The organism is Pseudomonas leptonychotis (assembly GCF_004920405.1).
Taxonomy (GTDB): Bacteria; Pseudomonadota; Gammaproteobacteria; order Pseudomonadales; family Pseudomonadaceae; genus Aquipseudomonas; species Aquipseudomonas leptonychotis.
Genome location: NZ_RFLV01000003.1, coordinates 471,872 through 496,239, shown reverse-complemented (window position 1 = coordinate 496,239; position 24,368 = coordinate 471,872). Strand labels below are relative to the sequence as shown.

Annotated in this window: 23 protein-coding genes, 4 tRNA genes and 1 rRNA gene; all 28 read left to right on the top strand. The window is 54.9% G+C overall.

The window, feature by feature from the left end:
* Positions 1–79, top strand: a 5S ribosomal RNA gene (gene rrf / locus D8779_RS21230); the annotation flags it as partial.
* Positions 80–222: 143 nt separating this feature from the next.
* Entirely contained in the window at positions 223–1,188 is a 966-nt protein-coding gene (birA, locus tag D8779_RS16700) for a bifunctional biotin--[acetyl-CoA-carboxylase] ligase/biotin operon repressor BirA (RefSeq protein WP_136665595.1), read from the top strand.
* Positions 1,178–1,924: a pantothenate kinase gene (locus D8779_RS16695; protein WP_136665594.1), complete on the top strand. Its 747-nt coding sequence runs from the start codon at positions 1,178–1,180 to the stop codon at positions 1,922–1,924. Before birA ends, D8779_RS16695 begins: the two co-directional genes overlap by 11 nt.
* Positions 1,925–1,931: 7 nt before the next feature.
* On the top strand, positions 1,932–2,603 hold the full coding sequence (locus D8779_RS16690) for an SPOR domain-containing protein (RefSeq protein WP_136665593.1): 672 nt from the start codon (positions 1,932–1,934) through the stop codon (positions 2,601–2,603).
* 141 nt (positions 2,604–2,744) lie between these two features.
* A tRNA-Tyr gene (locus tag D8779_RS16685) sits at positions 2,745–2,829 on the top strand.
* 24 nt (positions 2,830–2,853) lie between these two features.
* Positions 2,854–2,927: transfer RNA gene (locus D8779_RS16680), tRNA-Gly, on the top strand.
* A 26-nt stretch (positions 2,928–2,953) separates the two neighbouring features.
* Positions 2,954–3,029: transfer RNA gene (locus D8779_RS16675), tRNA-Thr, on the top strand.
* Between the two features lie 83 nt (positions 3,030–3,112).
* Positions 3,113–4,306: an elongation factor Tu gene (gene tuf / locus D8779_RS16670; protein ID WP_136665592.1), complete on the top strand. Its 1,194-nt coding sequence runs from the start codon at positions 3,113–3,115 to the stop codon at positions 4,304–4,306.
* 54 nt (positions 4,307–4,360) lie between these two features.
* Positions 4,361–4,436: transfer RNA gene (locus tag D8779_RS16665), tRNA-Trp, on the top strand.
* 42 nt (positions 4,437–4,478) lie between these two features.
* Complete coding sequence (secE, locus tag D8779_RS16660) at positions 4,479–4,847, top strand: preprotein translocase subunit SecE (RefSeq protein WP_136665591.1); 369 nt, start codon at positions 4,479–4,481, stop codon at positions 4,845–4,847.
* A gap of 9 nt (positions 4,848–4,856) precedes the next feature.
* Complete coding sequence (gene nusG / locus D8779_RS16655) at positions 4,857–5,390, top strand: transcription termination/antitermination protein NusG (protein WP_090256278.1); 534 nt, start codon at positions 4,857–4,859, stop codon at positions 5,388–5,390.
* A 116-nt stretch (positions 5,391–5,506) separates the two neighbouring features.
* Positions 5,507–5,938, top strand: a complete 432-nt coding sequence (gene rplK, locus D8779_RS16650; protein WP_136665590.1) for a 50S ribosomal protein L11 — start codon at positions 5,507–5,509, stop codon at positions 5,936–5,938.
* Complete coding sequence (gene rplA / locus D8779_RS16645; RefSeq protein ID WP_136665589.1) at positions 5,938–6,633, top strand: 50S ribosomal protein L1; 696 nt, start codon at positions 5,938–5,940, stop codon at positions 6,631–6,633. Before rplK ends, rplA begins: the two co-directional genes overlap by 1 nt.
* Positions 6,634–6,833: 200 nt before the next feature.
* Positions 6,834–7,334 (top strand): 50S ribosomal protein L10, encoded by a 501-nt coding sequence (rplJ, locus tag D8779_RS16640; protein WP_136665588.1) that lies wholly within the window; start codon positions 6,834–6,836, stop codon positions 7,332–7,334.
* A gap of 78 nt (positions 7,335–7,412) precedes the next feature.
* On the top strand, positions 7,413–7,778 hold the full coding sequence (rplL, locus tag D8779_RS16635; RefSeq protein ID WP_136665587.1) for a 50S ribosomal protein L7/L12: 366 nt from the start codon (positions 7,413–7,415) through the stop codon (positions 7,776–7,778).
* A 220-nt stretch (positions 7,779–7,998) separates the two neighbouring features.
* Positions 7,999–12,072, top strand: coding sequence for a DNA-directed RNA polymerase subunit beta (gene rpoB, locus D8779_RS16630; protein WP_136665586.1), 4,074 nt, complete (start codon positions 7,999–8,001; stop codon positions 12,070–12,072).
* Positions 12,073–12,136: 64 nt separating this feature from the next.
* On the top strand, positions 12,137–16,336 hold the full coding sequence (rpoC, locus tag D8779_RS16625; RefSeq protein WP_136665585.1) for a DNA-directed RNA polymerase subunit beta': 4,200 nt from the start codon (positions 12,137–12,139) through the stop codon (positions 16,334–16,336).
* 151 nt (positions 16,337–16,487) lie between these two features.
* Complete coding sequence (gene rpsL, locus D8779_RS16620) at positions 16,488–16,859, top strand: 30S ribosomal protein S12 (RefSeq protein ID WP_003463319.1); 372 nt, start codon at positions 16,488–16,490, stop codon at positions 16,857–16,859.
* 110 nt (positions 16,860–16,969) lie between these two features.
* Entirely contained in the window at positions 16,970–17,440 is a 471-nt protein-coding gene (rpsG, locus tag D8779_RS16615) for a 30S ribosomal protein S7 (RefSeq protein WP_136665584.1), read from the top strand.
* A gap of 30 nt (positions 17,441–17,470) precedes the next feature.
* A complete protein-coding gene (gene fusA / locus D8779_RS16610) occupies positions 17,471–19,576 on the top strand; it encodes an elongation factor G (RefSeq protein ID WP_136665583.1) in 2,106 nt (701 codons plus the stop codon).
* A gap of 30 nt (positions 19,577–19,606) precedes the next feature.
* Positions 19,607–20,800: an elongation factor Tu gene (tuf, locus tag D8779_RS16605; protein WP_136665582.1), complete on the top strand. Its 1,194-nt coding sequence runs from the start codon at positions 19,607–19,609 to the stop codon at positions 20,798–20,800.
* Between the two features lie 142 nt (positions 20,801–20,942).
* Positions 20,943–21,254 carry a 30S ribosomal protein S10 gene (gene rpsJ, locus D8779_RS16600; RefSeq protein WP_010486970.1) on the top strand — a complete coding sequence of 104 codons (312 nt, stop codon included), beginning with the start codon at positions 20,943–20,945 and terminating at the stop codon, positions 21,252–21,254.
* An 83-nt stretch (positions 21,255–21,337) separates the two neighbouring features.
* The gene (gene rplC / locus D8779_RS16595; RefSeq protein WP_136665581.1) at positions 21,338–21,973 is read left to right on the top strand and encodes a 50S ribosomal protein L3; all 636 of its coding nucleotides are present in this window, start codon (positions 21,338–21,340) and stop codon (positions 21,971–21,973) included.
* Between the two features lie 12 nt (positions 21,974–21,985).
* The gene (gene rplD, locus D8779_RS16590; protein ID WP_136665580.1) at positions 21,986–22,588 is read left to right on the top strand and encodes a 50S ribosomal protein L4; all 603 of its coding nucleotides are present in this window, start codon (positions 21,986–21,988) and stop codon (positions 22,586–22,588) included.
* The gene (gene rplW / locus D8779_RS16585; protein WP_136665579.1) at positions 22,585–22,884 is read left to right on the top strand and encodes a 50S ribosomal protein L23; all 300 of its coding nucleotides are present in this window, start codon (positions 22,585–22,587) and stop codon (positions 22,882–22,884) included. Before rplD ends, rplW begins: the two co-directional genes overlap by 4 nt.
* Positions 22,885–22,898: 14 nt before the next feature.
* A complete protein-coding gene (gene rplB / locus D8779_RS16580; protein WP_136665578.1) occupies positions 22,899–23,723 on the top strand; it encodes a 50S ribosomal protein L2 in 825 nt (274 codons plus the stop codon).
* A 16-nt stretch (positions 23,724–23,739) separates the two neighbouring features.
* A complete protein-coding gene (gene rpsS / locus D8779_RS16575; protein ID WP_010486981.1) occupies positions 23,740–24,015 on the top strand; it encodes a 30S ribosomal protein S19 in 276 nt (91 codons plus the stop codon).
* 11 nt (positions 24,016–24,026) lie between these two features.
* Positions 24,027–24,359, top strand: coding sequence for a 50S ribosomal protein L22 (gene rplV, locus D8779_RS16570; RefSeq protein WP_003210077.1), 333 nt, complete (start codon positions 24,027–24,029; stop codon positions 24,357–24,359).
* Positions 24,360–24,368 lie beyond the last annotated feature (9 nt).

The following is a 24,368-nucleotide window of genomic DNA, read 5'->3' as shown; positions in this document are numbered from 1 at the left end:
TCCCGAACTCAGTAGTGAAACGATGCATCGCCGATGGTAGTGTGGGGTTTCCCCATGTGAGAGTAGGTCATCGTCAAGCACCTACACCAAAACCCCCGATCAGGAAACTGGTCGGGGGTTTTACTTTGTGCGACGAAAAACAAACCACCCACGGGCGAGCCTTTGATAGGCAACTAAACAGTGCGTCGTTATCATGCCTGCCTACTGCGTAGCGGGGATCTCATGCTTGCATTGTTAAGGCTTCTTCAAGACGGACGGTTTCACTCGGGTGAGGCGCTTGGTGCCGCTTTAGGCGTCAGTCGTTCAGCGGTATGGAAGCAGCTTCAGGCTTTGCAAGCGGAGTTGTCGCTGCCGCTGCATAAGGTTCGCGGGCGCGGCTATAGATTGGTGACGCCGTTGCAATTGTTGGATGCGGACTGGCTGAATGCTCAAATGGGTGTTCCGCATTGGCGCGCTTGCGTCATGCCAAGTGTCGACTCGACCAATGCTGAAGCATTGCGACTTTTGCCGGCGGCGCAAGCTCTGCCGTTCTACGTGCTAGCTGAGCGACAAACCAGTGGGCGTGGGCGGCGAGGGCGTACCTGGGTAAGTCCTTTCGGTGAAAATCTGTATTACAGCTTGGTGGTGCGTATCGAGGGAGGCATGCGTCAGCTTGAGGGTATGAGCCTGGCTGTTGGCTTGGCCCTGCTCCGGGTTGTCCGTGGCTTTGGTGTGGTCGATGCGGGGCTGAAATGGCCCAATGATGTGCTGGTCGGTGAGCGTAAGTTGGCGGGCATTCTGTTGGAGCTGTCAGGTGACCCGGCCGATGTTTGCCATGTGGTCATCGGTATTGGCTTGAATGTGAACATGCTTGCGGCTGAGCCCGGAGTTATTGGGCAGCCGTGGACCTCTATGCGCGCTGAGTTAGGGGTGCTTTTAAACCGCAATGAACTTGTGGGTGAGTTGAATCGGCATTTGTCGCGCTACTTGGATATACAGCTGCGTGAAGGGTTCGCCGCTTTGCAGAATGAGTGGGAAGCTGATCATCTTTGGCAGGGGCGCGTCGTTGCGCTAACGGCAGGGGGTGAGCCTGTCGAGGGGGTTGTGTTAGGTGTGGATCTTTCCGGAGCCATTCGTCTTCGTGTTGATGGGGTTGAGCGAAGCTTTAGTGGTGGCGAGCTCAGCCTGAGGTTGCGTGATGATTCTTGAGCTCGACTGCGGTAATACCTTAATAAAGTGGCGTTTGCTGTGTGGTGAAAGCGCTACTGCGCGTTCAGGTGGTGTCGTTGAGTCTGATCAGGCGCTCATAGATGCTGTGCATGAGCAAGGTGTTCGCTTGCGTGGCTGTCGCTTGGTAAGCGTACGCAGTGATGAAGAAACAATGCAGTTGATCTCGCTGCTTGAGCGAGTCTTTGCTGTCGAGTGCCAGGTTGCGCAGTCTGCTGTCTTGTTGGCGGGTGTGCGCAATGGCTATGAGGAGTATCAGCGTCTTGGGCTTGATCGGTGGCTTGCGGTAGTCGGGGCTTATCAGGTGTCGCATAAGGCAGCCTTGGTTATTGATCTCGGCACGGCTATTACTTCTGATTTTGTATCGGCGGATGGTCAGCATTTGGGTGGGTTTATATGCCCTGGCGTGCCATTGATGCGCACGCAGTTGCGTACGCATACCCGGCGAACGCGTTATGACAATGATGAAGCAGCTGAAGCGCTTGAAAACTTAGTGCCTGGACGCGCAACTGCTGAGGCTGTTGAGCGGGGATGTTGGCTGATGCTGCGTGGGTTTGTCAGTGGTCAGGCGGCTATGGCTGTCGAGCTTCTTGGTGGCGAGTTTGATGTTTTCCTTACTGGAGGGGATGCTCCTTTGGTGATGGATGTTATTCCGGGGGCGCGGGTCGTGCCTGATTTGGTATTTATCGGCTTGGCGATCGCTTGCCCTATCGATTGAGGTCGTGATGCGCTGGATGTTTTTGTGGTTAATTGTGCTGAACTTGTTTTATTACGTTTGGCATCAACAGCAGGCTCCTTTGCGGGTTACCGAAATTGCGCCGCTCAATATGGCGCAAGACAGTAAGCGGGATATTCGCTTGCTTAGTGAGTCCGGTGGTGCGCCTAGGCGAGAGGTGGTCGAGGTTCAGGCTGTGGAAGCAGTTTGCTTGTATCTCGGTAGCTTTGAGTTGGTGGCGGATGCGTCTGCTGTCGAGCAGCGGTTATTGAGCTTGGATATCCAGTCTCGGGTGCAAAGCATGGATGCGGCGGCCGGAGTCGATTATTGGGTCTATCTGCCTCCCTTGGCTTCACGGCAAGCCTCGTTGCGCCAATTGCGTGAGCTGCAGGCGCGTAAGATAGATAGTTACATTATTACCCAGGGCGATTTGGCCAACGGCATCTCCTTGGGTATCTTCCCGCGCAGCGATTCAGCGCAGAGTGTCATGCGGCGTTTGCGTGATGCGGGCTACGAGCCATCGCTGCGAGAGCTGACCCGTGCACACCGTAGTTTTTGGGTGCGCGTCTCTCCGCAAAGTCGGAGGTTGGCGGATGATTCCTTGCTTCAGCGTTTGGCTTTTGACTTCAAGGGGTTGGAGCAGCAATTAATGCCGTGCGAGGGGGTTGCAAGCCCTCAGTAGAATGCATAGAATGGCGCCCGCTTCGCAGGCTGGCGCTAACATGTGTTCTGCGAAGTTGCTGTCAATGTAGCTAACCTCAGGTTTTTTAATGAGAAATTGCTTGACAGTAGGTCGGCCTCGAATGAGAATGCCGCCCCGTTTGGAGGGATTCCCGAGTGGCCAAAGGGATCAGACTGTAAATCTGACGTCTACGACTTCGAAGGTTCGAATCCTTCTCCCTCCACCAGATTTAGCGAGAGCTGCAGGCTCCGCGGGTATAGTTTAATGGTAGAACCTCAGCCTTCCAAGCTGATGATGCGGGTTCGATTCCCGCTACCCGCTCCAGCATTGTTGTTCTTGCAATGTGTTTTGCTCATGTAGCTCAGTTGGTAGAGCACACCCTTGGTAAGGGTGAGGTCAGCGGTTCGAGTCCGCTCATGAGCTCCATATAATAAAGGCAGATATGCAAGTATCTGCCTTTGTTTTATGGCGGTGATACTGGGTCAATTCTTCCCTCGGAGGCAGTCAAAATGGCTAAAGAAAAGTTTGAGCGTAGCAAGCCCCACGTAAACGTTGGCACCATCGGTCACGTTGACCATGGTAAAACCACGCTGACCGCTGCTCTGACTCGCGTTTGCTCCGAGGTTTTCGGTAGCGCTGTAGTTGCTTTCGACAAGATCGACAGCGCTCCGGAAGAGAAGGCTCGTGGTATCACCATCAATACTGCGCACGTTGAGTACAACTCTTCGATTCGTCACTACGCACACGTTGACTGCCCAGGTCACGCTGACTATGTGAAGAACATGATCACTGGTGCTGCGCAGATGGACGGCGCTATCCTGGTTTGTTCGGCTGCTGACGGCCCGATGCCGCAGACTCGCGAGCACATCCTGTTGTCCCGTCAGGTAGGTGTTCCGTACATCGTGGTCTTCCTGAACAAGGCTGACATGGTTGATGACGCTGAGCTGTTGGAGCTGGTTGAAATGGAGGTGCGTGACCTGCTCAGCACTTACGATTTCCCGGGCGACGATACGCCGATCATCATTGGTTCCGCTCTGATGGCGCTGAACGGTCAAGACGACAACGAGATGGGCACCACTGCCGTTCGTAAGCTCGTTGAGACTCTGGATACCTACATTCCAGATCCAGTGCGCGCAATCGACAAGCCGTTCCTGATGCCAATCGAAGACGTGTTCTCTATCTCTGGTCGTGGCACCGTGGTTACCGGTCGTATCGAGCGCGGCATCATCAAGATCCAGGAAGAACTGGAAATTGTTGGTCTGCGTGATACCACCAAGACTACATGTACTGGTGTTGAGATGTTCCGCAAGCTCCTCGACGAAGGTCGTGCTGGTGAGAACTGTGGCGTTCTGCTGCGCGGCACCAAGCGTGACGACGTAGAGCGTGGTCAGGTTCTGGTTAAGCCGGGTTCGGTTAAGCCGCACACCACCTTCACTGCAGAAGTGTATGTGTTGAGCAAAGAAGAAGGGGGTCGTCACACTCCGTTCTTCAAAGGCTACCGTCCTCAGTTCTACTTCCGTACAACTGACGTAACTGGTAACTGCGAGCTGCCAGAAGGCGTTGAGATGGTAATGCCGGGTGATAACATTCAAATGACTGTTACCCTGATTAAGACCATTGCAATGGAAGAAGGCCTGCGTTTCGCTATTCGTGAAGGCGGTCGTACCGTCGGCGCTGGCGTCGTAGCTAAGATCATCGCGTAATCGATTGATCTGTTTTAATCGGGCCGGCATAATGGTCGGCCTGGTTCAGTTTTTAGGTCAGTAGCTCAATTGGCAGAGCGACGGTCTCCAAAACCGTAGGTTGGGGGTTCGATTCCCTCCTGACCTGCCATTTTCTCTAGAACTTGGCGCGTCTTTTACAGGATATTAGTAGATGAATGTTAAGGCTGAAGCCAAAGACTCTCGCTTCGATTTTCTGAAGTGGCTCATTGTGGCTGCTCTGGTAATTGCAGGTGTGGTTGGTAATCAGTATTTCTCTGCTGAGCCTATCTTGTATCGTGTTCTGGCTTTGCTGGTTGTTGCGGCGCTAGCCGGCGTAATTGCTTTGCAAACATCGAAAGGTCAGTCCTTTTGGGTGCTGGCAAAAGAAGCGCGCGTTGAGATTCGTAAGGTCGTTTGGCCAACTCGCCAGGAAACCACGCAGACAACTCTAATCGTTGTGGCTGTTGTTTTGGTTATGGCGCTGTTGTTGTGGGGGCTTGATTCCCTGCTTGGTTGGCTTGTTTCGTTGATTGTAGGTTAAAGGTGTCCCGTGGCTAAGCGTTGGTACGTTGTGCATGCTTACTCGGGTTACGAGAAGCATGTTATGCGCTCGTTAGTCGAGCGTGTGAAGCTCGCTGGTATGGAAGATGTTTTTGGCGAAATTCTGGTCCCTACCGAAGAAGTGGTAGAGATGCGTAATGGTCAAAAGCGCAAAAGTGAGCGTAAGTTCTTTCCAGGCTATGTTCTGGTGCAAATGGAAATGAGCGAGGCGACTTGGCATTTGATCAAGAATACGCCGCGCGTCATGGGCTTTATTGGTGGTACTGCAGATAAACCTGCACCTATCACTGAAAAAGAAGCTGACGCTATTTTGCGTCGAGTTGCCGATAGTGGTGACAAGCCTAAGCCTAAGACATTGTTTGAGCCAGGTGAAATGGTGCGCGTGACTGATGGTCCGTTTGCTGATTTCAGTGGTGTAGTCGAAGAAGTAAATTACGAGAAGAGCCGAATCCAGGTGGCAGTGACTATTTTTGGTCGCTCTACACCGGTCGAGCTGGAGTTCAGTCAGGTCGAAAAGGCATAACTGACATAAGCATCCCTTACCCCGCAGCCTTGGGCTGCGGGGTTTTGTCGTCACTGGGATAAACAGGTAATAACTGGGGAGCCGAAAGGCGCTAGAACCCAAAATTGGAGTAGCTCATGGCTAAGAAAATCACGGCTTATATCAAGCTGCAAGTAAAGGCTGCACAAGCCAACCCGTCGCCACCTGTCGGCCCAGCCCTGGGTCAGCACGGCGTCAATATCATGGAATTCTGTAAAGCGTTCAATGCCCGTACTCAAGGCATGGAGCCTGGTCTGCCGACTCCAGTGATCATCACTGTTTACAGCGACCGTAGCTTTACTTTTGAAACCAAAAGCACCCCGGCTTCGGTTCTGCTGAAGAAGGCTGCTGGTCTGACCAGTGGTTCGGCCCGTCCGAACACCGTAAAGGTTGGCACTGTGACTCGTGCTCAGCTGGAAGAGATCGCCAAAACTAAAGAGGCTGATCTGACTGCCGCTGATATGGATGCAGCTGTGCGTACCATCGCCGGCTCCGCTCGTAGCATGGGCCTCAACGTGGAGGGTGTGTAATGGCTAAGTTGACCAAGCGTCAAAAGGCAATCGCTGAGAAAGTTGAAGCCGGCAAGGCATACAACTTTGTTGAAGCGGCCGCTCTGCTGGCTGAAATCTCGGCAGTCAAGTTCTCTGAATCGGTAGATATCGCCGTCAACCTCGGTGTTGACCCGCGTAAATCCGACCAGGTTGTGCGTGGCGCCACTGTTCTGCCAAACGGCTCGGGCAAAAGCGTTCGCGTTGCCGTGTTCACTCAGGGCCCAGCTGCTGAAGCTGCTCTGGCTGCCGGCGCTGACCGTGTAGGCATGGACGATCTGGCTGCTGAAATGAAAGGCGGCGACCTGAACTATGACGTCGTTATTGCTTCCCCGGATGCAATGCGCGTTGTTGGTCAGTTGGGTCAAGTGCTCGGCCCGCGCGGCCTGATGCCTAACCCTAAAGTCGGTACCGTTACCCCGGACGTAGCTACTGCTGTGAAGAATGCCAAGGCTGGTCAGATACGTTTCCGTACTGACAAGAACGGCATCATCCACGGTTCTGTCGGCAAGGTTGGTTTTGACGCCGAGAAGTTGAAGCAGAACGTTGAAGCGCTGATTTCTGACCTCAAGCGTCTGAAGCCATCGACTTCGAAAGGTATTTACGTCAAGCGCGTGACCCTGAGCACCACCATGGGTCCAGGTCTGATCATTGATCAAGGCTCGCTCGACGCGTAACACATAGAAATGACGTAAGTAATTACGTCGTTTCGACATTTTGGGGTCCCTGCCTGGCGGGGGCTATCCAAGACCGTAGGTGACGCAAGTCTTAAATTAACCGCCTACGCAGATGGTGCTCCCGGTTCCTTACCGAATCAGACACCAAAACGACATCCAGCTTCGGCTAGATGAAACGGTAACAAGCAGGAGTTAAACCCGTGGCAATTAAACTCGAAGACAAGAAGGCCATCGTCGCTGAAGTCAACGAGGCTGCCAAAAGCGCTCTGTCTGCTGTTGTGGCTGATGCCCGCGGCGTGACTGTAGGCGCTATGACCGGACTCCGTAAAGAGGCTCGTGAAGCTGGTGTTTACGTACGTGTTGTACGCAATACCCTGCTCAAGCGCGCTGTTGCTGACACTGATTACAGTGTTCTCAACGACGTGTTCACTGGCCCGACCTTGATTGCATTCTCCAAGGAACATCCGGGCGCTGCCGCTCGTATCTTCAAAGAGTTCGCAAAAGGTCAGGATAAGTTCGAGATTAAGGCGGCTGCGTTTGAGGGCAAGTTCCTCGCAGCAAACGAGATCGACGTGTTGGCTTCGCTGCCGACTCGCGACGAAGCTATTGCAAAGCTGATGAGCGTGATCCAAGGCGCTACCAGCAAGCTGGCTCGTACTCTGGCGGCCATTCGCGACCAGAAAGAAGCTACCGCTGCTTAAGGCACCGTAAGCGCTTTCAAAATCATATGTTTAATTTGATGGCTGCGTAGCTGTCACCCCAATACAGGATTTAAAGTCATGTCTCTGACTAACGAGCAAATCATCGAAGCAATCGGCCAGAAAACTGTTCTGGAAGTTGTTGAGCTGATCAAAGCAATGGAAGAAACCTTCGGCGTTACCGCTGCTGTTGCCTCTTCTGGCCCAGCTGCTGCTGCCGCTGTTGTTGAAGAGCAAACTGAATTCAACGTCATGCTGCTTGAAGCTGGCGAGAAGAAAGTTAACGTGATCAAGGCAGTTCGTGAACTGACCGGTCTGGGCCTGAAAGAAGCCAAGGCTGTAGTTGACGGCGCTCCTGCCATGGTTCTGGAAGCTGTTGCGAAAGACGCAGCTGACAAAGCTAAAGCTGCTTTGGAAGAAGCTGGCGCCAAAGTCGAGCTTAAGTAAGCGACGACCTTGCGTCTACAGCCGAAGCGACTCGCGTAAGGCTGATGGCTGGTGGCTTTTGCCACCGGCCTTTTTCCGTTCTAGGTCGGCTGATCGTAGGCTGACCTGGGGCGTGAAAGTCCCGCCCGATGTGGCGGCGCAAACTTAGGGTTTGCAAGAGTTTCTGGCAACTCCCGTCGGGAGGGGCCAAATAAGCAGGTGACCAAGCTGGGGAACGCTGATGGCTTACTCATATACTGAGAAAAAACGTATCCGCAAGGACTTTAGCAAGTTGCCGGATGTCATGGATGTGCCTTATCTCCTGGCCATCCAGCTGGATTCGTATCGCGAATTCCTGCAGGCAGGGGCGACCAAGGACCAGTTCCGCGACATTGGCCTGCATGCGGCCTTCAAGTCTGTTTTCCCGATTATCAGCTATTCCGGCAATGCTGCTCTGGAGTATGTCGGTTATCGCCTGGGCGAGCCGGCTTTTGATGTCAAGGAATGTACGCTGCGTGGCGTGACTTACGCCGTGCCGTTGCGGGTAAAAGTCCGTCTGATCATTTTCGACAAAGAATCGTCGAACAAAGCGATCAAGGACATCAAAGAGCAAGAAGTGTACATGGGTGAAATTCCACTCATGACCGAGAACGGTACCTTTGTTATCAATGGTACCGAGCGCGTTATCGTCTCCCAGCTGCACCGTTCCCCTGGTGTGTTCTTCGACCACGACCGTGGCAAGACGCACAGCTCGGGCAAGTTGCTGTATTCGGCGCGGATCATTCCTTACCGTGGCTCGTGGTTGGACTTCGAGTTCGATCCGAAGGACGCCGTATTCGTTCGTATCGACCGTCGTCGTAAGCTGCCAGCTTCTGTGCTGTTGCGTGCGCTGGGTTACAGCACTGAAGAAGTGCTGGACGCGTTCTATGCGACCAACGTATTCCATGTGAAGGGTGAAACCCTCAACCTGGAACTGGTGCCGCAGCGTCTGCGTGGTGAGATTGCCGTTCTCGATATCTTGGACGACAAGGGCAAGGTCATTGTTGAGCAAGGCCGCCGGATTACCGCGCGCCATATCAATCAGCTCGACAAGGCCGGTATTAAAGAGCTGGAAGTGCCAATCGATTACCTGATCGGCCGCACCTCGGCCAAGGTTATCGTGCACCCGGCTACTGGCGAAATCATCGCTGAGTGCAACACCGAGCTGAACCCAGAGATCCTGGCCAATGTGGTCAAGGCTCAGGTTGTGCGCATCGAAACGTTGTACACCAACGACATCGATTGCGGTCCGTTCATCTCCGACACGCTGAAGATCGACAGCACCACCAATCAGTTGGAAGCGCTGGTCGAGATCTACCGCATGATGCGTCCTGGCGAGCCGCCAACCAAGGATGCTGCCGAGACGCTGTTCAACAACCTGTTCTTCAGTCCTGAGCGTTACGACCTGTCGGCCGTAGGCCGGATGAAGTTCAACCGTCGTATCGGTCGCACCGAGATCGAAGGTTCGGGCGTGCTGAGCAAAGAAGATATCGTTGCGGTCCTCAAGACCCTGGTTGATATCCGTAACGGTAAAGGCATCGTCGATGACATCGACCACCTGGGTAACCGTCGTGTTCGCTGCGTAGGCGAAATGGCCGAGAACCAGTTCCGCGTTGGCCTGGTACGTGTAGAGCGTGCGGTCAAAGAGCGTCTGTCGATGGCTGAAAGCGAAGGCCTGATGCCGCAAGACTTGATTAACGCCAAGCCGGTTGCGGCTGCCGTTAAAGAGTTCTTCGGCTCCAGCCAGCTCTCGCAGTTTATGGACCAGAACAACCCGCTCTCCGAAATCACCCACAAGCGCCGTGTTTCGGCTCTTGGCCCGGGCGGTTTGACCCGTGAGCGTGCAGGCTTCGAAGTCCGCGACGTACACCCGACCCATTACGGCCGTGTGTGCCCGATCGAAACGCCGGAAGGTCCGAACATTGGTCTGATCAACTCGTTGGCAGCCTATGCGCGTACTAACCAGTACGGCTTCCTAGAAAGCCCGTACCGTGTGGTGAAAGACACCCTGGTTACCGACGAAATCGTGTTCCTGTCCGCCATCGAAGAGGCCGATCACGTGATCGCCCAGGCTTCGGCGACCATGAACAACAAAGGTCAGCTGGTTGATGAGTTGGTGGCCGTACGTCACCTCAACGAATTCACCGTTAAAGCGCCTGAAGACGTCACCCTGATGGACGTATCGCCTAAGCAGGTAGTTTCGGTTGCCGCTTCGCTGATCCCGTTCCTCGAGCACGACGACGCCAACCGCGCGTTGATGGGTTCGAACATGCAGCGTCAGGCTGTACCCACTCTGCGTGCTGATAAGCCGCTGGTAGGTACCGGCATGGAGCGCAACGTGGCGCGCGACTCCGGCGTTTGCGTCGTGGCGCGTCGTGGCGGTGTGATTGATTCGGTTGATGCCAGCCGTGTTGTGGTTCGGGTTAATGACGATGAAGTTGAAACTGGCGAAGCCGGTGTCGACATCTACAACCTGACTAAATACACCCGCTCCAACCAGAACACCTGCATTAACCAGCGTCCGCTGGTAAGTAAAGGTGACAAGGTTGAGCGCAGCGACATCCTGGCCGACGGTCCGTCCACCGATATGGGTGAGCTGGCTCTGGGGCAGAACATGCGCGTCGCGTTCATGCCGTGGAACGGTTACAACTTCGAAGACTCCATCTGCCTCTCCGAGCGCGTGGTGCAAGAAGATCGTTTCACCACCATCCACATTCAGGAACTGACCTGTGTGGCGCGTGACACCAAGCTCGGCTCGGAAGAAATCACTTCCGACATCCCGAACGTTGGCGAGTCTGCACTGAACAAGCTGGACGAGGCGGGCATCGTGTATGTCGGCGCTGAAGTCGGCCCTGGCGACATTCTGGTAGGTAAAGTGACGCCAAAAGGCGAAACCCAACTGACTCCAGAAGAGAAGCTGCTGCGTGCGATCTTCGGTGAGAAGGCGTCTGACGTTAAAGACACCTCCCTGCGTGTGCCAACTGGCACCAAAGGTACCGTTATCGACGTGCAGGTCTTCACTCGTGATGGCGTTGAGCGTGATGCTCGTGCGCTGTCGATCGAGAAGAGCCAGCTCGACGAGATCCGCAAGGATCTCAACGAAGAGTTCCGTATCGTTGAAGGCGCAACCTTCGAACGTCTGCGTTCCGCTCTGGTTGGCAAGAAAGCCGAAGGCGGCGCTGGCCTGAAGAAGGGCGCAGAAGTCACCGACGAGTTCCTTGACGGTCTCGAGCGCGGCCAGTGGTTCAAGCTGCGTATGGCTGACGATGCACTGAACGAGCAGTTGGAAAAGGCTCAGGCCTACATTTCCGACCGCCGTCAGCTGCTCGACGACAAGTTCGAAGACAAGAAGCGCAAGCTGCAGCAGGGCGATGACCTGGCTCCAGGCGTGCTGAAGATCGTCAAGGTTTACCTGGCTATCCGTCGTCGCATCCAGCCGGGTGACAAGATGGCTGGTCGTCACGGTAACAAGGGTGTTGTCTCGGTGATCATGCCGGTTGAAGACATGCCGCACGACGTCAACGGTACTCCGGTCGACATCGTTCTCAACCCGCTGGGCGTACCGTCGCGTATGAACGTTGGGCAGATCCTCGAAACCCACCTGGGCCTCGCGGCCAAAGGTCTGGGCGAGAAGATCAACCGCATGCTCGAAGAGCAGCGCAAGGTCGCCGAGCTGCGTAAGTTTATGCAGCAGATCTACAACGAGATCGGCGGTCGTCAGGAAAGCTTGGATGAGCTGAGCGATCAGGAAATCCTTAAGTTGGCGCACAACCTTAAAGGTGGCGTGCCAATGGCGACTCCGGTGTTCGATGGCGCCAAGGAAACTGAGATCAAGGCCATGCTCAAGCTGGCAGATCTGCCAGAGAGCGGTCAGATGCAGTTGGTTGACGGTCGTACCGGCAACCTGTTCGAGCGTCCGACCACCGTTGGCTACATGTACATGCTGAAACTGAACCACCTGGTGGACGACAAGATGCACGCGCGTTCCACGGGTTCCTACAGCCTGGTTACTCAGCAGCCGCTGGGTGGTAAGGCGCAGTTCGGTGGTCAGCGCTTCGGGGAGATGGAGGTCTGGGCATTGGAAGCTTACGGCGCCGCCTACACCCTGCAGGAAATGCTGACCGTGAAGTCGGACGATGTGAACGGCCGTACCAAGATGTACAAAAACATCGTGGACGGTGATCACCGTATGGAGCCGGGCATGCCCGAGTCCTTCAACGTACTGATCAAAGAAATCCGTTCGCTGGGTATCGACATCGATCTGGAAACCGAATAACACGTGACGCGAATCGGCGGTGGAGCGCTTTGCTCCATCGCCAGCTCCGCCGGGAGGAAAGGCCTTGAAAGACCTACTGAATTTGCTGAAAAACCAGGGTCAAGTCGAAGAGTTCGATGCCATTCGCATCGGCCTTGCTTCGCCTGAGATGATCCGTTCGTGGTCGTTCGGTGAAGTTAAAAAACCGGAAACCATCAACTACCGCACGTTCAAGCCTGAGCGTGACGGCCTGTTCTGCGCCAAGATCTTTGGCCCGGTAAAGGATTACGAGTGCCTGTGCGGTAAGTACAAGCGCTTGAAGCATCGCGGCGTGATCTGCGAGAAGTGCGGCGTTGAAGTTGCACTGGCCAAGGTTCGTCGTGAGCGCATGGCGCACATCGAACTGGCTTCGCCGGTTGCCCACATCTGGTTCTTGAAATCACTGCCAAGCCGTATCGGTTTGCTGATGGACATGACCCTGCGTGATATCGAACGTGTTCTCTATTTCGAGAGCTATGTCGTTATCGATCCAGGCATGACCACCCTTGAAAAAGGCCAGCTGCTGAACGATGAGCAGTACTTCGAAGCCCTCGAAGAGTTCGGTGATGACTTCGACGCCCGTATGGGTGCTGAGGCCGTTCGCGAGCTGCTGCACGCCATTGACCTGGAGCACGAGATTGGCCGTCTGCGCGAAGAAATTCCGCAAACCAACTCGGAAACCAAGATCAAGAAGCTGTCCAAGCGTCTGAAGTTGATGGAAGCCTTCTTGGGTTCCGGCAACCTGCCTGAGTGGATGGTGTTGACCGTTCTGCCGGTTCTGCCGCCAGATCTGCGTCCACTGGTTCCGCTCGACGGTGGCCGCTTCGCGACTTCGGATCTGAACGATCTGTATCGCCGCGTAATCAACCGTAACAACCGCCTCAAGCGCCTGCTCGATCTGTCCGCGCCGGATATCATCGTGCGCAACGAAAAGCGCATGCTGCAAGAAGCGGTCGACGCCTTGCTCGACAACGGCCGTCGCGGTCGCGCCATCACTGGCTCGAACAAGCGTCCATTGAAGTCCTTGGCTGACATGATCAAGGGTAAGCAGGGTCGTTTCCGTCAGAACTTGCTCGGTAAGCGTGTGGACTACTCCGGTCGTTCCGTTATTACCGTGGGTCCAACTCTGCGTCTGCACCAGTGCGGTCTGCCGAAGAAGATGGCCCTCGAGCTGTTCAAGCCGTTCATTTTCGGCAAGCTGGAAATGCGTGGTCTCGCCACCACCATCAAAGCCGCGAAGAAGATGGTTGAGCGTGAGCTGCCAGAGGTGTGGGACGTTCTCGCCGAAGTGATTCGCGAACACCCAGTGCTGCTTAACCGTGCACCAACCCTTCACCGTCTGGGCATCCAGGCGTTTGAACCGGTTCTGATCGAAGGTAAAGCCATCCAGCTGCACCCGCTGGTCTGCGCCGCGTACAACGCCGACTTCGACGGTGACCAGATGGCTGTGCACGTACCGCTGACGCTGGAAGCCCAGCTGGAAGCGCGCGCACTGATGATGTCGACCAACAACATCCTGTCGCCTGCTAACGGTGAGCCAATCATCGTTCCTTCGCAGGACGTGGTACTGGGTCTGTATTACATGACCCGCGAAGCGATCAACGCCAAAGGCGAAGGTCGTGTATTCGCTGATCTGCAGGAAGTTGACCGGGTTTTCCGTGGTGGCCAGGCCTCGCTGCATGCCCGTGTAAAAGTGCGCATCAACGAAGTGATCAAAGATCGCGACGGCACCATCACCAAGAACACCCGCATCGTCGACACCACTGTTGGCCGTGCACTGCTGTTCCAAATCGTTCCGGATGGCCTGTCGTATGACGTGGTCAACCACTCGATGAAGAAGAAGGCGATCTCCAAGCTGATCAACCAGTGCTACCGCACCGTTGGCTTGAAAGACACCGTGATCTTCGCTGACCAGTTGATGTATACCGGTTTCGCGTACTCGACCATCTCCGGTGTGTCGATCGGTGTGAACGACTTTGTGATCCCGGATGAGAAGGCGCGCATCATTGACGCCGCCACCGAGGAAGTTAAAGAGATCGAATCGCAGTACGCCTCCGGCCTGGTAACCCAGGGCGAGAAGTACAACAAAGTGATCGACCTTTGGTCCAAGGCCAACGACGAAGTGTCCAAGGCGATGATGGCCAACCTCTCGAAAGAGAAGGTCATTGACCGTGACGGCAACGAAGTCGAGCAAGAATCGTTCAACTCGATGTACATGATGGCCGACTCCGGTGCGCGGGGTTCTGCTGCGCAGATCCGTCAGCTCGCCGGTATGCGTGGTCTGATGGCCAAGCCAGACGGCTCGATCATCGAAACGCCGATCACCGCGAACTTCCGCGAAGGTCTGTCGGTTCTGCAGTACTTCATCTCGACGCACGGTGCTCGTAAGGGTCTTGCGGATACCGCGTTGAAAACAGCTAACTCCGGTTACCTGACCCGTCGTCTGGTTGACGTGGCGCAGGATCTGGTGGTGACCGCGATCGATTGCGGCACCGAGCATGGCTTGCTGATGACGCCGCACATTGAAGGCGGTGACGTAGTTGAGCCGCTGGGTGAGCGCGTTCTGGGTCGTGTAATCGCCAAAGACGTATTCAAGCCGGGTACTGACGAAGTCATCGTGCCTGCCGGTACGCTGGTTGACGAGCAGTGGGTTGAATTCATTGAGCTGAACAGCATCGACGAAGTGATCGTGCGTTCGCCAATCAGCTGCGAAACGCGTTACGGTATCTGCGCCAAGTGCTACGGTCGCGACCTGGCTCGTGGTCACCAGATCAACATCGGTGAAGCGGTCGGTGTTATCGCTGCTCAGTCGATCGGTGAGCCGGGTACCCAGCTGACCATGCGTACGTTCCACATCGGTGGTGCGGCTAGCCGGACCTCGGCTGCTGACAGCGTACAGGTGAAGAACGGCGGTGCGATTCGTCTGCACAACCTCAAGCACGTTGAGCGTCTCGACGGCAACCTGGTAGCGGTTTCCCGCTCCGGTGAGCTGGCGATTGCTGACGAGTTCGGTCGTGAGCGCGAGCGCTACAAGTTGCCGTACGGTGCTGTTATCTCCGTGAAGGAAGGTGACAAGGTCGACGCTGGCGCCATCGTCGCCAAGTGGGACCCGCACACCCACCCGATCGTTACCGAAATGAAAGGTACCGTGACCTACGTGGGCATGGAGGAAGGCATCACCATCAAGCGTCAGACCGACGAATTGACCGGTTTGACCAACATCGAAGTCCTCGATCCGAAAGATCGTCCGGCTGCCGGCAAAGACATCCGTCCTGCCGTGAAGATGGTGGGTGAAGATGGTAAGGATCTATTGTTGCCAGGTACTGACGTACCGGCTCAGTACTTCCTGCCAGCTAACGCCCTGGTAGGTGTGGCGAACGGTGCTCAGGTGGGCGTGGGTGATGTAATCGCTCGTATCCCGCAAGAGACCTCCAAGACCCGTGACATCACCGGTGGTCTGCCGCGTGTTGCTGACTTGTTCGAAGCACGTCGTCCGAAAGAAGCCTCGATTTTGGCTGAAATCAGCGGCACCATCGCCTTCGGTAAAGAGACCAAGGGCAAGCGCCGCCTGGTTATTACGCCGAACGATGGTAGCGATCCGTACGAAGAGCTGATTCCGAAGTGGCGTCACCTGAACGTGTTCGAAGGTGAACAGGTTAACAAGGGTGAAGTGATCTCCGATGGTCCAAGCGATCCGCACGATATCCTGCGTTTGCTGGGTGTTAGCGCGCTGGCCAAGTACATCGTCAACGAGATTCAGGACGTGTACCGCCTGCAAGGCGTGAAGATCAACGACAAGCACATCGAAACCATCCTGCGTCAGATGTTGCGCAAGGTTGAAGTGGCTGAGTCGGGCGATTCCACCTTCATCAAGGGCGACCAGATGGAGCTGACCGCGGTACTGGGTGCAAACGAGCGTCTGGCAGCAGACGACAAGTTCATTGCCAAGTACACCCGCGTGTTGCTGGGTATCACCAAGGCATCGCTGTCGACCGAGTCGTTTATTTCGGCGGCCTCTTTCCAGGAAACCACTCGCGTTCTTACCGAGGCTGCGGTTACTGGCAAGCGCGACTACTTGCGTGGCCTGAAGGAAAACGTGGTTGTGGGTCGTCTGATCCCGGCCGGTACCGGTTTGGCTTATCACGCTGAGCGCAAGCGCAAGCGTGACGCCGACAAACCAGTACGGGTTAGCGCCAGTGAAGTGGAAGCCGCACTGACCGAAGCGCTGAACTCCAGCGGTAATTAAGTGCAAGGCCCTGCTACTTCGGTGGCGGGGCTTTGTCTTGACTGGGGCAGTGAGTCTCATTAGACTCATGCACCCCTAAATTTGGCAGGGCACGTGCTCTGCCATTTTGTTTGTAGGGCAATAGCGTCGCAAGACAACAGTGGAGCTTAAGATGGCAACTATTAACCAGCTGGTACGTCAGCCGCGTAAGCGTATCGTCGAGAAATCCGACGTGCCTGCGCTGCAGAACTGCCCGCAGCGTCGTGGTGTGTGCACTCGCGTGTATACCACTACGCCGAAAAAACCTAACTCGGCACTGCGTAAAGTATGCCGTGTGCGTCTGACCAACGGTTTCGAGGTTTCCTCGTACATCGGCGGTGAAGGCCACAACCTGCAAGAGCACAGCGTCGTACTGATTCGTGGCGGTCGTGTAAAAGACTTGCCAGGTGTTCGTTACCACACCGTGCGCGGTTCGCTGGATACCTCCGGCGTTAAAGACCGTAAGCAGGGTCGTTCGAAGTACGGTACCAAGCGTCCGAAGTAATCGGCGCCGTGTATTGAATTGCAAGTTTCTATTTTTCTGAGTCGATAAGAGTAAGGTCGGGCGCCAATGCGATCCCGAGCTAACCTGAAGACCGTTTGAGGGCTTATCAAATGCCAAGACGTCGTGTAGCAGCCAAGCGCGAAGTGCTTGACGATCCAAAATACGGTAGCCAAATCCTGGCCAAGTTCATGAACCACGTAATGGAGAGCGGCAAGAAAGCCGTTGCCGAGCGTATCGTTTATGGCGCCCTGGATAAGGTTAAAGAGCGTAAGAACACCGATCCCCTGGAAATCTTCGAGAAAGCTCTCGACGCCATCGCTCCGCTGGTCGAAGTGAAGTCGCGCCGTGTAGGCGGTGCTACTTACCAGGTTCCGGTCGAAGTTCGTCCGTCCCGTCGTAACGCTCTTGCCATGCGCTGGCTGGTAGATTTCGCCCGTAAGCGTGGCGAGAAATCTATGGCTCTGCGTTTAGCTGGTGAGCTGATGGATGCCGCTGAAGGCAAAGGTGCTGCAGTTAAGAAGCGTGAAGACGTGCACCGCATGGCCGAAGCCAACAAGGCCTTCTCGCACTACCGCTTCTAATTCTAGCGTCACTCAACTTGCGAGGGCTTTATGGCTCGTATTACCCCGATTAGCCGCTACCGTAACATTGGTATCGTGGCTCACGTGGATGCTGGTAAAACCACCACCACTGAGCGCGTCCTTTTTTACACGGGCAAAAGTCACAAAATGGGCGAGGTGCATGACGGCGCCGCGACCACAGACTGGATGGTGCAGGAGCAGGAGCGTGGTATTACCATCACTTCCGCTGCTATCACCGCCTTCTGGAAAGGTTCTGAGAAGCAATACAAAGACGAGCATCGCTTCAACGTAATCGATACCCCTGGGCACGTTGACTTCACCATTGAAGTTGAGCGCTCCTTGCGCGTACTCGATGGTGCGGTCGTTGTGTTCTGCGGTACCTCGGGCGTTGAACCTCAGTCGGAAACCGTATGGCGTCAGGCCAACAAGTACGGCGTTCCGCGTCTTGTTTACGTCAACAAGATGGACCGTGCTGGCGCTGACTTCCTGCGTGTAGTTGCTCAAATCAAACAGCGTCTGGGTCACACTCCGGTGCCGATTCAGTTGGCCATTGGTGCTGAAGACAACTTCCAGGGTCAGATCGATCTGATCAACATGCAAGCTGTCTACTGGAATGACTCGGACAAGGGCATGGTTCCTGTTCGTAAAGACATTCCGGCAGAGCTGTTGGAAGAAGCCGAGAAGTGGCGCGGCAACATGGTTGAGGCTGCGGCCGAAGCCAACGAAGAGCTGATGAACAAATACCTTGAGGGTGAAGAGCTCACCAACGAGGAAATCAAAGCAGCTCTGCGTCAGCGCACCGTTGCTGGTGAGATCGTTCTGGCTGTTTGCGGTTCTTCGTTCAAGAACAAGGGTGTGCCCCTGGTTCTCGACGCCGTTATCGACTTCCTGCCTGCACCAACCGATATTCCTGCTATCAAGGGTACTGACCCGGATAACGAGGAAATCGAGCTGGAGCGTCATGCGGACGACAGCGAGCCGTTCTCGGCTCTGGCGTTCAAGATCGCAACCGACCCATTCGTGGGTACTTTGACCTTCGTCCGTGTTTACTCGGGCGTGTTGAACTCCGGTGACGGCGTGATCAACTCGGTTAAAGGCAAGAAAGAGCGCGTGGGTCGTATGGTGCAAATGCACGCTAACGCCCGTGAAGAAATCAAGGAAGTACGCGCTGGTGACATCGCGGCCTTGATCGGCATGAAGGACGTCACCACTGGTGAAACTTTGTGCAACGCTGACAAGCCAATTATCCTGGTTCGCATGGACTTCCCGGAGCCGGTTATTTCGGTTGCCGTAGAGCCTAAGACCAAGGATGACCAGGAAAAAATGGGTATCGCTCTGGGCAAGCTTGCTCAGGAAGATCCATCTTTCCGCGTCAAAACTGATGAAGAGACGGGTCAGACGATCATCTCTGGCATGGGCGAGCTGCACCTGGACATCCTGGTTGACCGGATGCGCCGTGAGTTCAACGTCGAAGCCAACATTGGTAAGCCTCAGGTTTCCTATCGTGAGCGCATCACGAAGAACTGCGAAATCGAAGGCAAGTTCGTTCGTCAGTCCGGTGGTCGTGGCCAGTTTGGTCATTGCTGGATTCGCTTTGCACCTGCTGACGAAGGTCAGGAAGGTCTGCAATTTGTGAACGAAGTTGTTGGTGGTGTGATTCCTAAGGAATACATCCCGGCTATCCAGAAAGGTATCGAAGAGCAGATGAAGAACGGCGTTGTTGCCGGTTATCCGCTAATCGGCCTGAAGGCTACCGTGTTCGACGGCTCTTACCATGACGTCGACTCCAACGAGATGGCGTTTAAGGTGGCTGCCTCCATGGCAACCAAGCAACTGGCCCAGAAGGGTGGTGGTGAGTTGCTTGAGCCGATCATGGCAGTGGAAGTTGTTACCCCGGAAGACTATATGGGTGACGTGATGGGCGACCTTAACCGCCGTCGCGGCATGATTTTGGGTATGGAAGACACGGTCTCCGGCAAAGTGATTCGCGCCGAAGTTCCGCTGGGTGAGATGTTCGGTTATGCAACCGACGTCCGCTCCATGTCCCAGGGTCGCGCAAGCTACTCTATGGAATTCAAAAAATACAATACAGCTCCGTCGCACATCGTCGAATCTGTAACCAAAAAACAAGGCTGATTCAGCCCTTTAGGCAAGGAGTTAATTGTCGTGGCTAAAGAAAAATTTGAACGTAGCAAACCACACGTCAACGTTGGCACCATCGGTCACGTTGACCATGGTAAAACCACGCTGACCGCCGCTCTGACTCGCGTTTGCTCCGAAGTATTCGGTAGCGCCGTAGTTGCTTTCGACAAGATCGACAGCGCTCCGGAAGAGAAGGCCCGTGGTATCACCATCAACACCGCGCACGTTGAGTACAACTCTTCGATTCGTCACTACGCGCACGTTGACTGCCCAGGTCACGCTGACTATGTGAAGAACATGATCACCGGTGCTGCGCAGATGGACGGCGCTATCCTGGTTTGTTCGGCTGCTGACGGCCCGATGCCGCAGACTCGCGAGCACATCCTGCTGTCCCGTCAGGTAGGTGTTCCGTACATCGTGGTCTTCCTGAACAAGGCTGACATGGTTGACGACGCTGAGCTGTTGGAGCTGGTTGAAATGGAAGTGCGTGACCTGCTCAGCACTTACGATTTCCCAGGCGACGATACGCCGATCATCATCGGTTCTGCTCTGATGGCGCTGAACGGTCAAGACGACAACGAAATGGGCACCACTGCCGTTCGTAAGCTCGTTGAGACTCTGGATACCTACATTCCAGATCCAGTGCGCGCAATCGACAAGCCGTTCCTGATGCCAATCGAAGACGTGTTCTCGATCTCCGGTCGCGGTACTGTTGTTACTGGTCGTATCGAGCGCGGCATCATCAAGATCCAGGAAGAGCTGGAAATTGTTGGTCTGCGTGACACCGTTAAGACTACTTGCACCGGTGTTGAAATGTTCCGCAAGCTTCTCGACGAAGGTCGTGCTGGTGAGAACTGTGGCGTTCTGCTGCGTGGCACCAAGCGTGACGACGTAGAGCGTGGTCAGGTTCTGGTTAAGCCGGGTTCGGTTAAGCCGCACACCACCTTCACTGCAGAAGTGTATGTGTTGAGCAAAGAAGAAGGCGGTCGTCACACTCCGTTCTTCAAAGGCTACCGTCCTCAGTTCTACTTCCGTACAACTGACGTAACCGGTAACTGCGAGCTGCCAGAAGGCGTTGAGATGGTAATGCCAGGTGATAACATTCAAATGACTGTTACCCTGATCAAGACCATCGCAATGGAAGAAGGCCTGCGTTTCGCTATTCGTGAAGGCGGTCGTACCGTCGGCGCTGGCGTCGTAGCCAAAATCATCGCGTAAGTGATGATTTAAGAAAAAGCCTCCGCTTGCGGGGGCTTTTTTTATTGGGTTGACACCTGCTAGGGGCGTCTATAGAATCACGCCTCCTTTTAACGGGCGTATTGCGTCCGTTGGGAATAGCAGCTTGGAATCTGAGGTCAAAATGCAAAACCAACAAATCCGTATTCGGTTGAAGGCTTTTGACCATCGCCTGATCGATCAATCAACCCAGGAAATCGTGGAAACCGCGAAACGTACTGGTGCTCAGGTGCGTGGTCCTATTCCTCTGCCTACCCGCAAAGAGCGGTTCACCGTACTGACTTCACCGCACGTCAACAAAGACGCGCGCGATCAGTTCGAGATCCGTACTCATAAGCGTGTTCTGGACATCGTCCAGCCAACGGATAAAACCGTTGACGCGCTGATGAAGCTTGATCTTGCGGCCGGTGTGGAAGTGCAGATCAGCCTCGGCTAAGACCGCTTAGGTTTTAGTCGTGTAACGCTCTGAAATGGGCGGCCATAGCGGGTGAAAGCCCCGTACACTCATGAGGTTACAACATGACTATTGGTGTAGTCGGTCGTAAGTGCGGGATGACCCGTATTTTCACCGAAGAAGGTGTCTCCATTCCGGTTACGGTCATTGAGATCGAACCGAATCGCGTCACCCAGTTTAAAACTGAAGAGTCCGATGGCTATCGTGCAGTGCAAGTCACTGTCGGCGAGCGTCGTGCTTCCCGTGTGACCAAGGCGCAAGCCGGTCACTTCGCTAAGGCGAATGTCGCGGCGGGTCGTACTGTTATGGAGTTCCGTCTTGAAGAAGGCGAGTACCAGGCAGGCGATCTGATCAACGCTGAAATATTCCAAGCTGGTCAACTGGTGGATGTCACTGGTCAGTCCAAGGGTAAAGGCTTTGCCGGTACCATCAAGCGTTGGAACTTCCGCGGCCAAGACAACACTCACGGTAACTCCGTGTCCCACCGTGTTCCGGGTTCCATTGGCCAGTGCCAGACTCCGGGTCGCGTATTCAAGGGCAAAAAAATGTCCGGTCATATGGGCGCTGAGCGCGTGACCGTGCAGTCCCTGGAAGTGGTGCGGGTCGATGCTGAACGCAATCTGTTGCTGGTCAAGGGTGCTGTTCCTGGCGCTACTGGCGGCAACCTGGTTGTCCGTCCGGCAGCCAAGGCTCGCGGTTAAGGGGAAGCTGACATGCAATTAAATGTAAATGGCGCTCAAGCGATCGAAGTATCCGAAGCCACTTTTGGCGGCGCATACAACGAGACCCTGGTTCACCAAGCTGTTGTGGCCTACATGGCCGGCGGTCGTCAGGGCAGCAAGCAGCAAAAGACTCGTTCTGATGTATCCGGTGGCGGTAAGCGTCCGTGGCGTCAGAAAGGCACTGGTCGTGCTCGTGCTGGTACCACTCGTGGTCCAATCTGGCGTGGCGGTGGTGTGACTTTCGCAGCTCGCCCACAAGATCACTCGCAGAAGCTGAACAAGAAGATGTATCGCGCGGCTATCCGCTCGATTCTTGCTGAGCTGGTGCGTACTGATCGTCTGGTTGTGGTTGAAGACTTCAACGTTGACGCGCCGAAGACTAAAGACCTGCTGAACAAGTTGAATGGCATGGGTCTGACCGACGTTCTGATCGTGTCTGATTCGGTCGATGAGAATCTGTACCTGGCTGCCCGTAACCTGCCACACGTTGATGTTCGTGACGTGCAGGGTTCCGATCCGGTCAGTCTGATCGCGTATGAGAAGGTGTTGGTCACCGTATCTGCCGTGAAGAAATTCGAGGAGCTGCTGGGATGAACCAGGAACGCGTATTTAAAGTGCTGCTTGGCCCGCACATCTCCGAGAAGGCAACACTTCTGGCTGATAAAAAAAGCCAATTCGTTTTCAAGGTTGCAATTGATGCAACCAAGCTGGAAATCAAGAAGGCCGTCGAAAGCCTGTTCAGTGTGAATGTTGCTGCTGTCAATACCGTGAATGTTCTCGGTAAGACCAAGCGCAATGCTCGCGGCCTGGGCAAGCGTAACGACTGGAAGAAAGCGATCATCTCGCTTCAGCCAGGCCAAGATCTCGATTTCGCCAGCAGTGCTGAGTAAGGAAGGGGTGCATCATGGCAATCGTTAAATGCAAACCGACTTCCCCTGGCCGCCGTTTTGTGGTCAAGGTGGTCAATCAGGAGCTGCATAAAGGCGCTCCTTACGCTCCGCTGCTTGAGAAGAAGTCGAAGACTGGCGGTCGTAACAACAATGGTCGTATCACCACCCGTCATATCGGTGGTGGCCACAAGCAGCATTATCGCTTGGTCGATTTCCGTCGCAACGACAAAGATGGCATTCCAGCCACTGTTGAGCGTATTGAATACGATCCAAACCGTACCGCGCACATCGCTTTGATGTTGTACGCAGACGGTGAGCGTCGCTACATAATCGCCCCTAAAGGCGTGAGTGCTGGCGACCAGCTAATCGCTGGCATCATGGCTCCGATCAAGCCGGGCAACAGTCTGCAACTGCGCAACATTCCAGTTGGTAGCACTGTTCACGGTATCGAACTGAAGCCGGGTAAAGGTGCTCAGATCGCTCGTTCCGCTGGCGCTTCGGCTCAGTTGATTGCGCGTGAAGGTGTCTACGTGACCCTGCGTCTGCGTTCCGGTGAAATGCGTAAAGTACTGGCCGAGTGCCGTGCGACCCTGGGTGAAGTCTCGAACTCCGAGCACAGCCTGCGTTCGCTGGGTAAAGCTGGTGCCAAGCGCTGGCGTGGCGTTCGCCCAACCGTTCGTGGTGTTGCCATGAACCCGGTTGACCACCCACACGGTGGTGGTGAAGGTCGTACCTCTGGTGGTCGTCATCCGGTGTCTCCATGGGGCTTCCCGACTAAGGGCGCGAAGACTCGTGGTAACAAACGCACCGACAACATGATCGTCCGTCGTCGCAAGTAAATAGAGGGATACGACAGTGCCACGTTCTCTGAAAAAAGGTCCTTTTATCGATCTTCACCTACTGAAGAAGATTGAAGTGGCGGTGGAAAAGAATGATCGCAAGCCAGTGAAAACCTGGTCGCGCCGTTCGATGATCCTGCCACAAATGGTCGGTTTGACCATCGCTGTACATAACGGTCGTCAACATGTCCCAGTTCTTGTGAACGAAGACATGGTCGGTCACAAACTGGGCGAATTTGCCGGCACTCGTACCTATCGTGGGCACGTGGCTGACAAGAAAGCCAAGCGTTAAGGGGTTAGGAAATGGAAGTAGCCGCTAAGTTGTCGGGCGCTCGAATCTCCGCCCAGAAAGCCCGCTTGGTCGCCGACCAGATCCGCGGGAAGAAGGTGGGCGAAGCGCTCAACCTGCTGGCTTTTAGCAGTAAGAAAGCCGCGGAAATCATCAAGAAAGTGCTGGAGTCGGCTGTAGCCAACGCCGAGCACAACGAAGGCGCAGACGTTGATGACCTGAAGGTCAGCACTGTTTTCGTCAACGAAGGGCGTTCGCTGAAGCGAATCATGCCGCGTGCCAAAGGCCGCGCTGATCGCATCGTCAAGCGGTCTTGCCATATCACTGTCAAGGTTGCGGACAAGTAACGGAGTCGA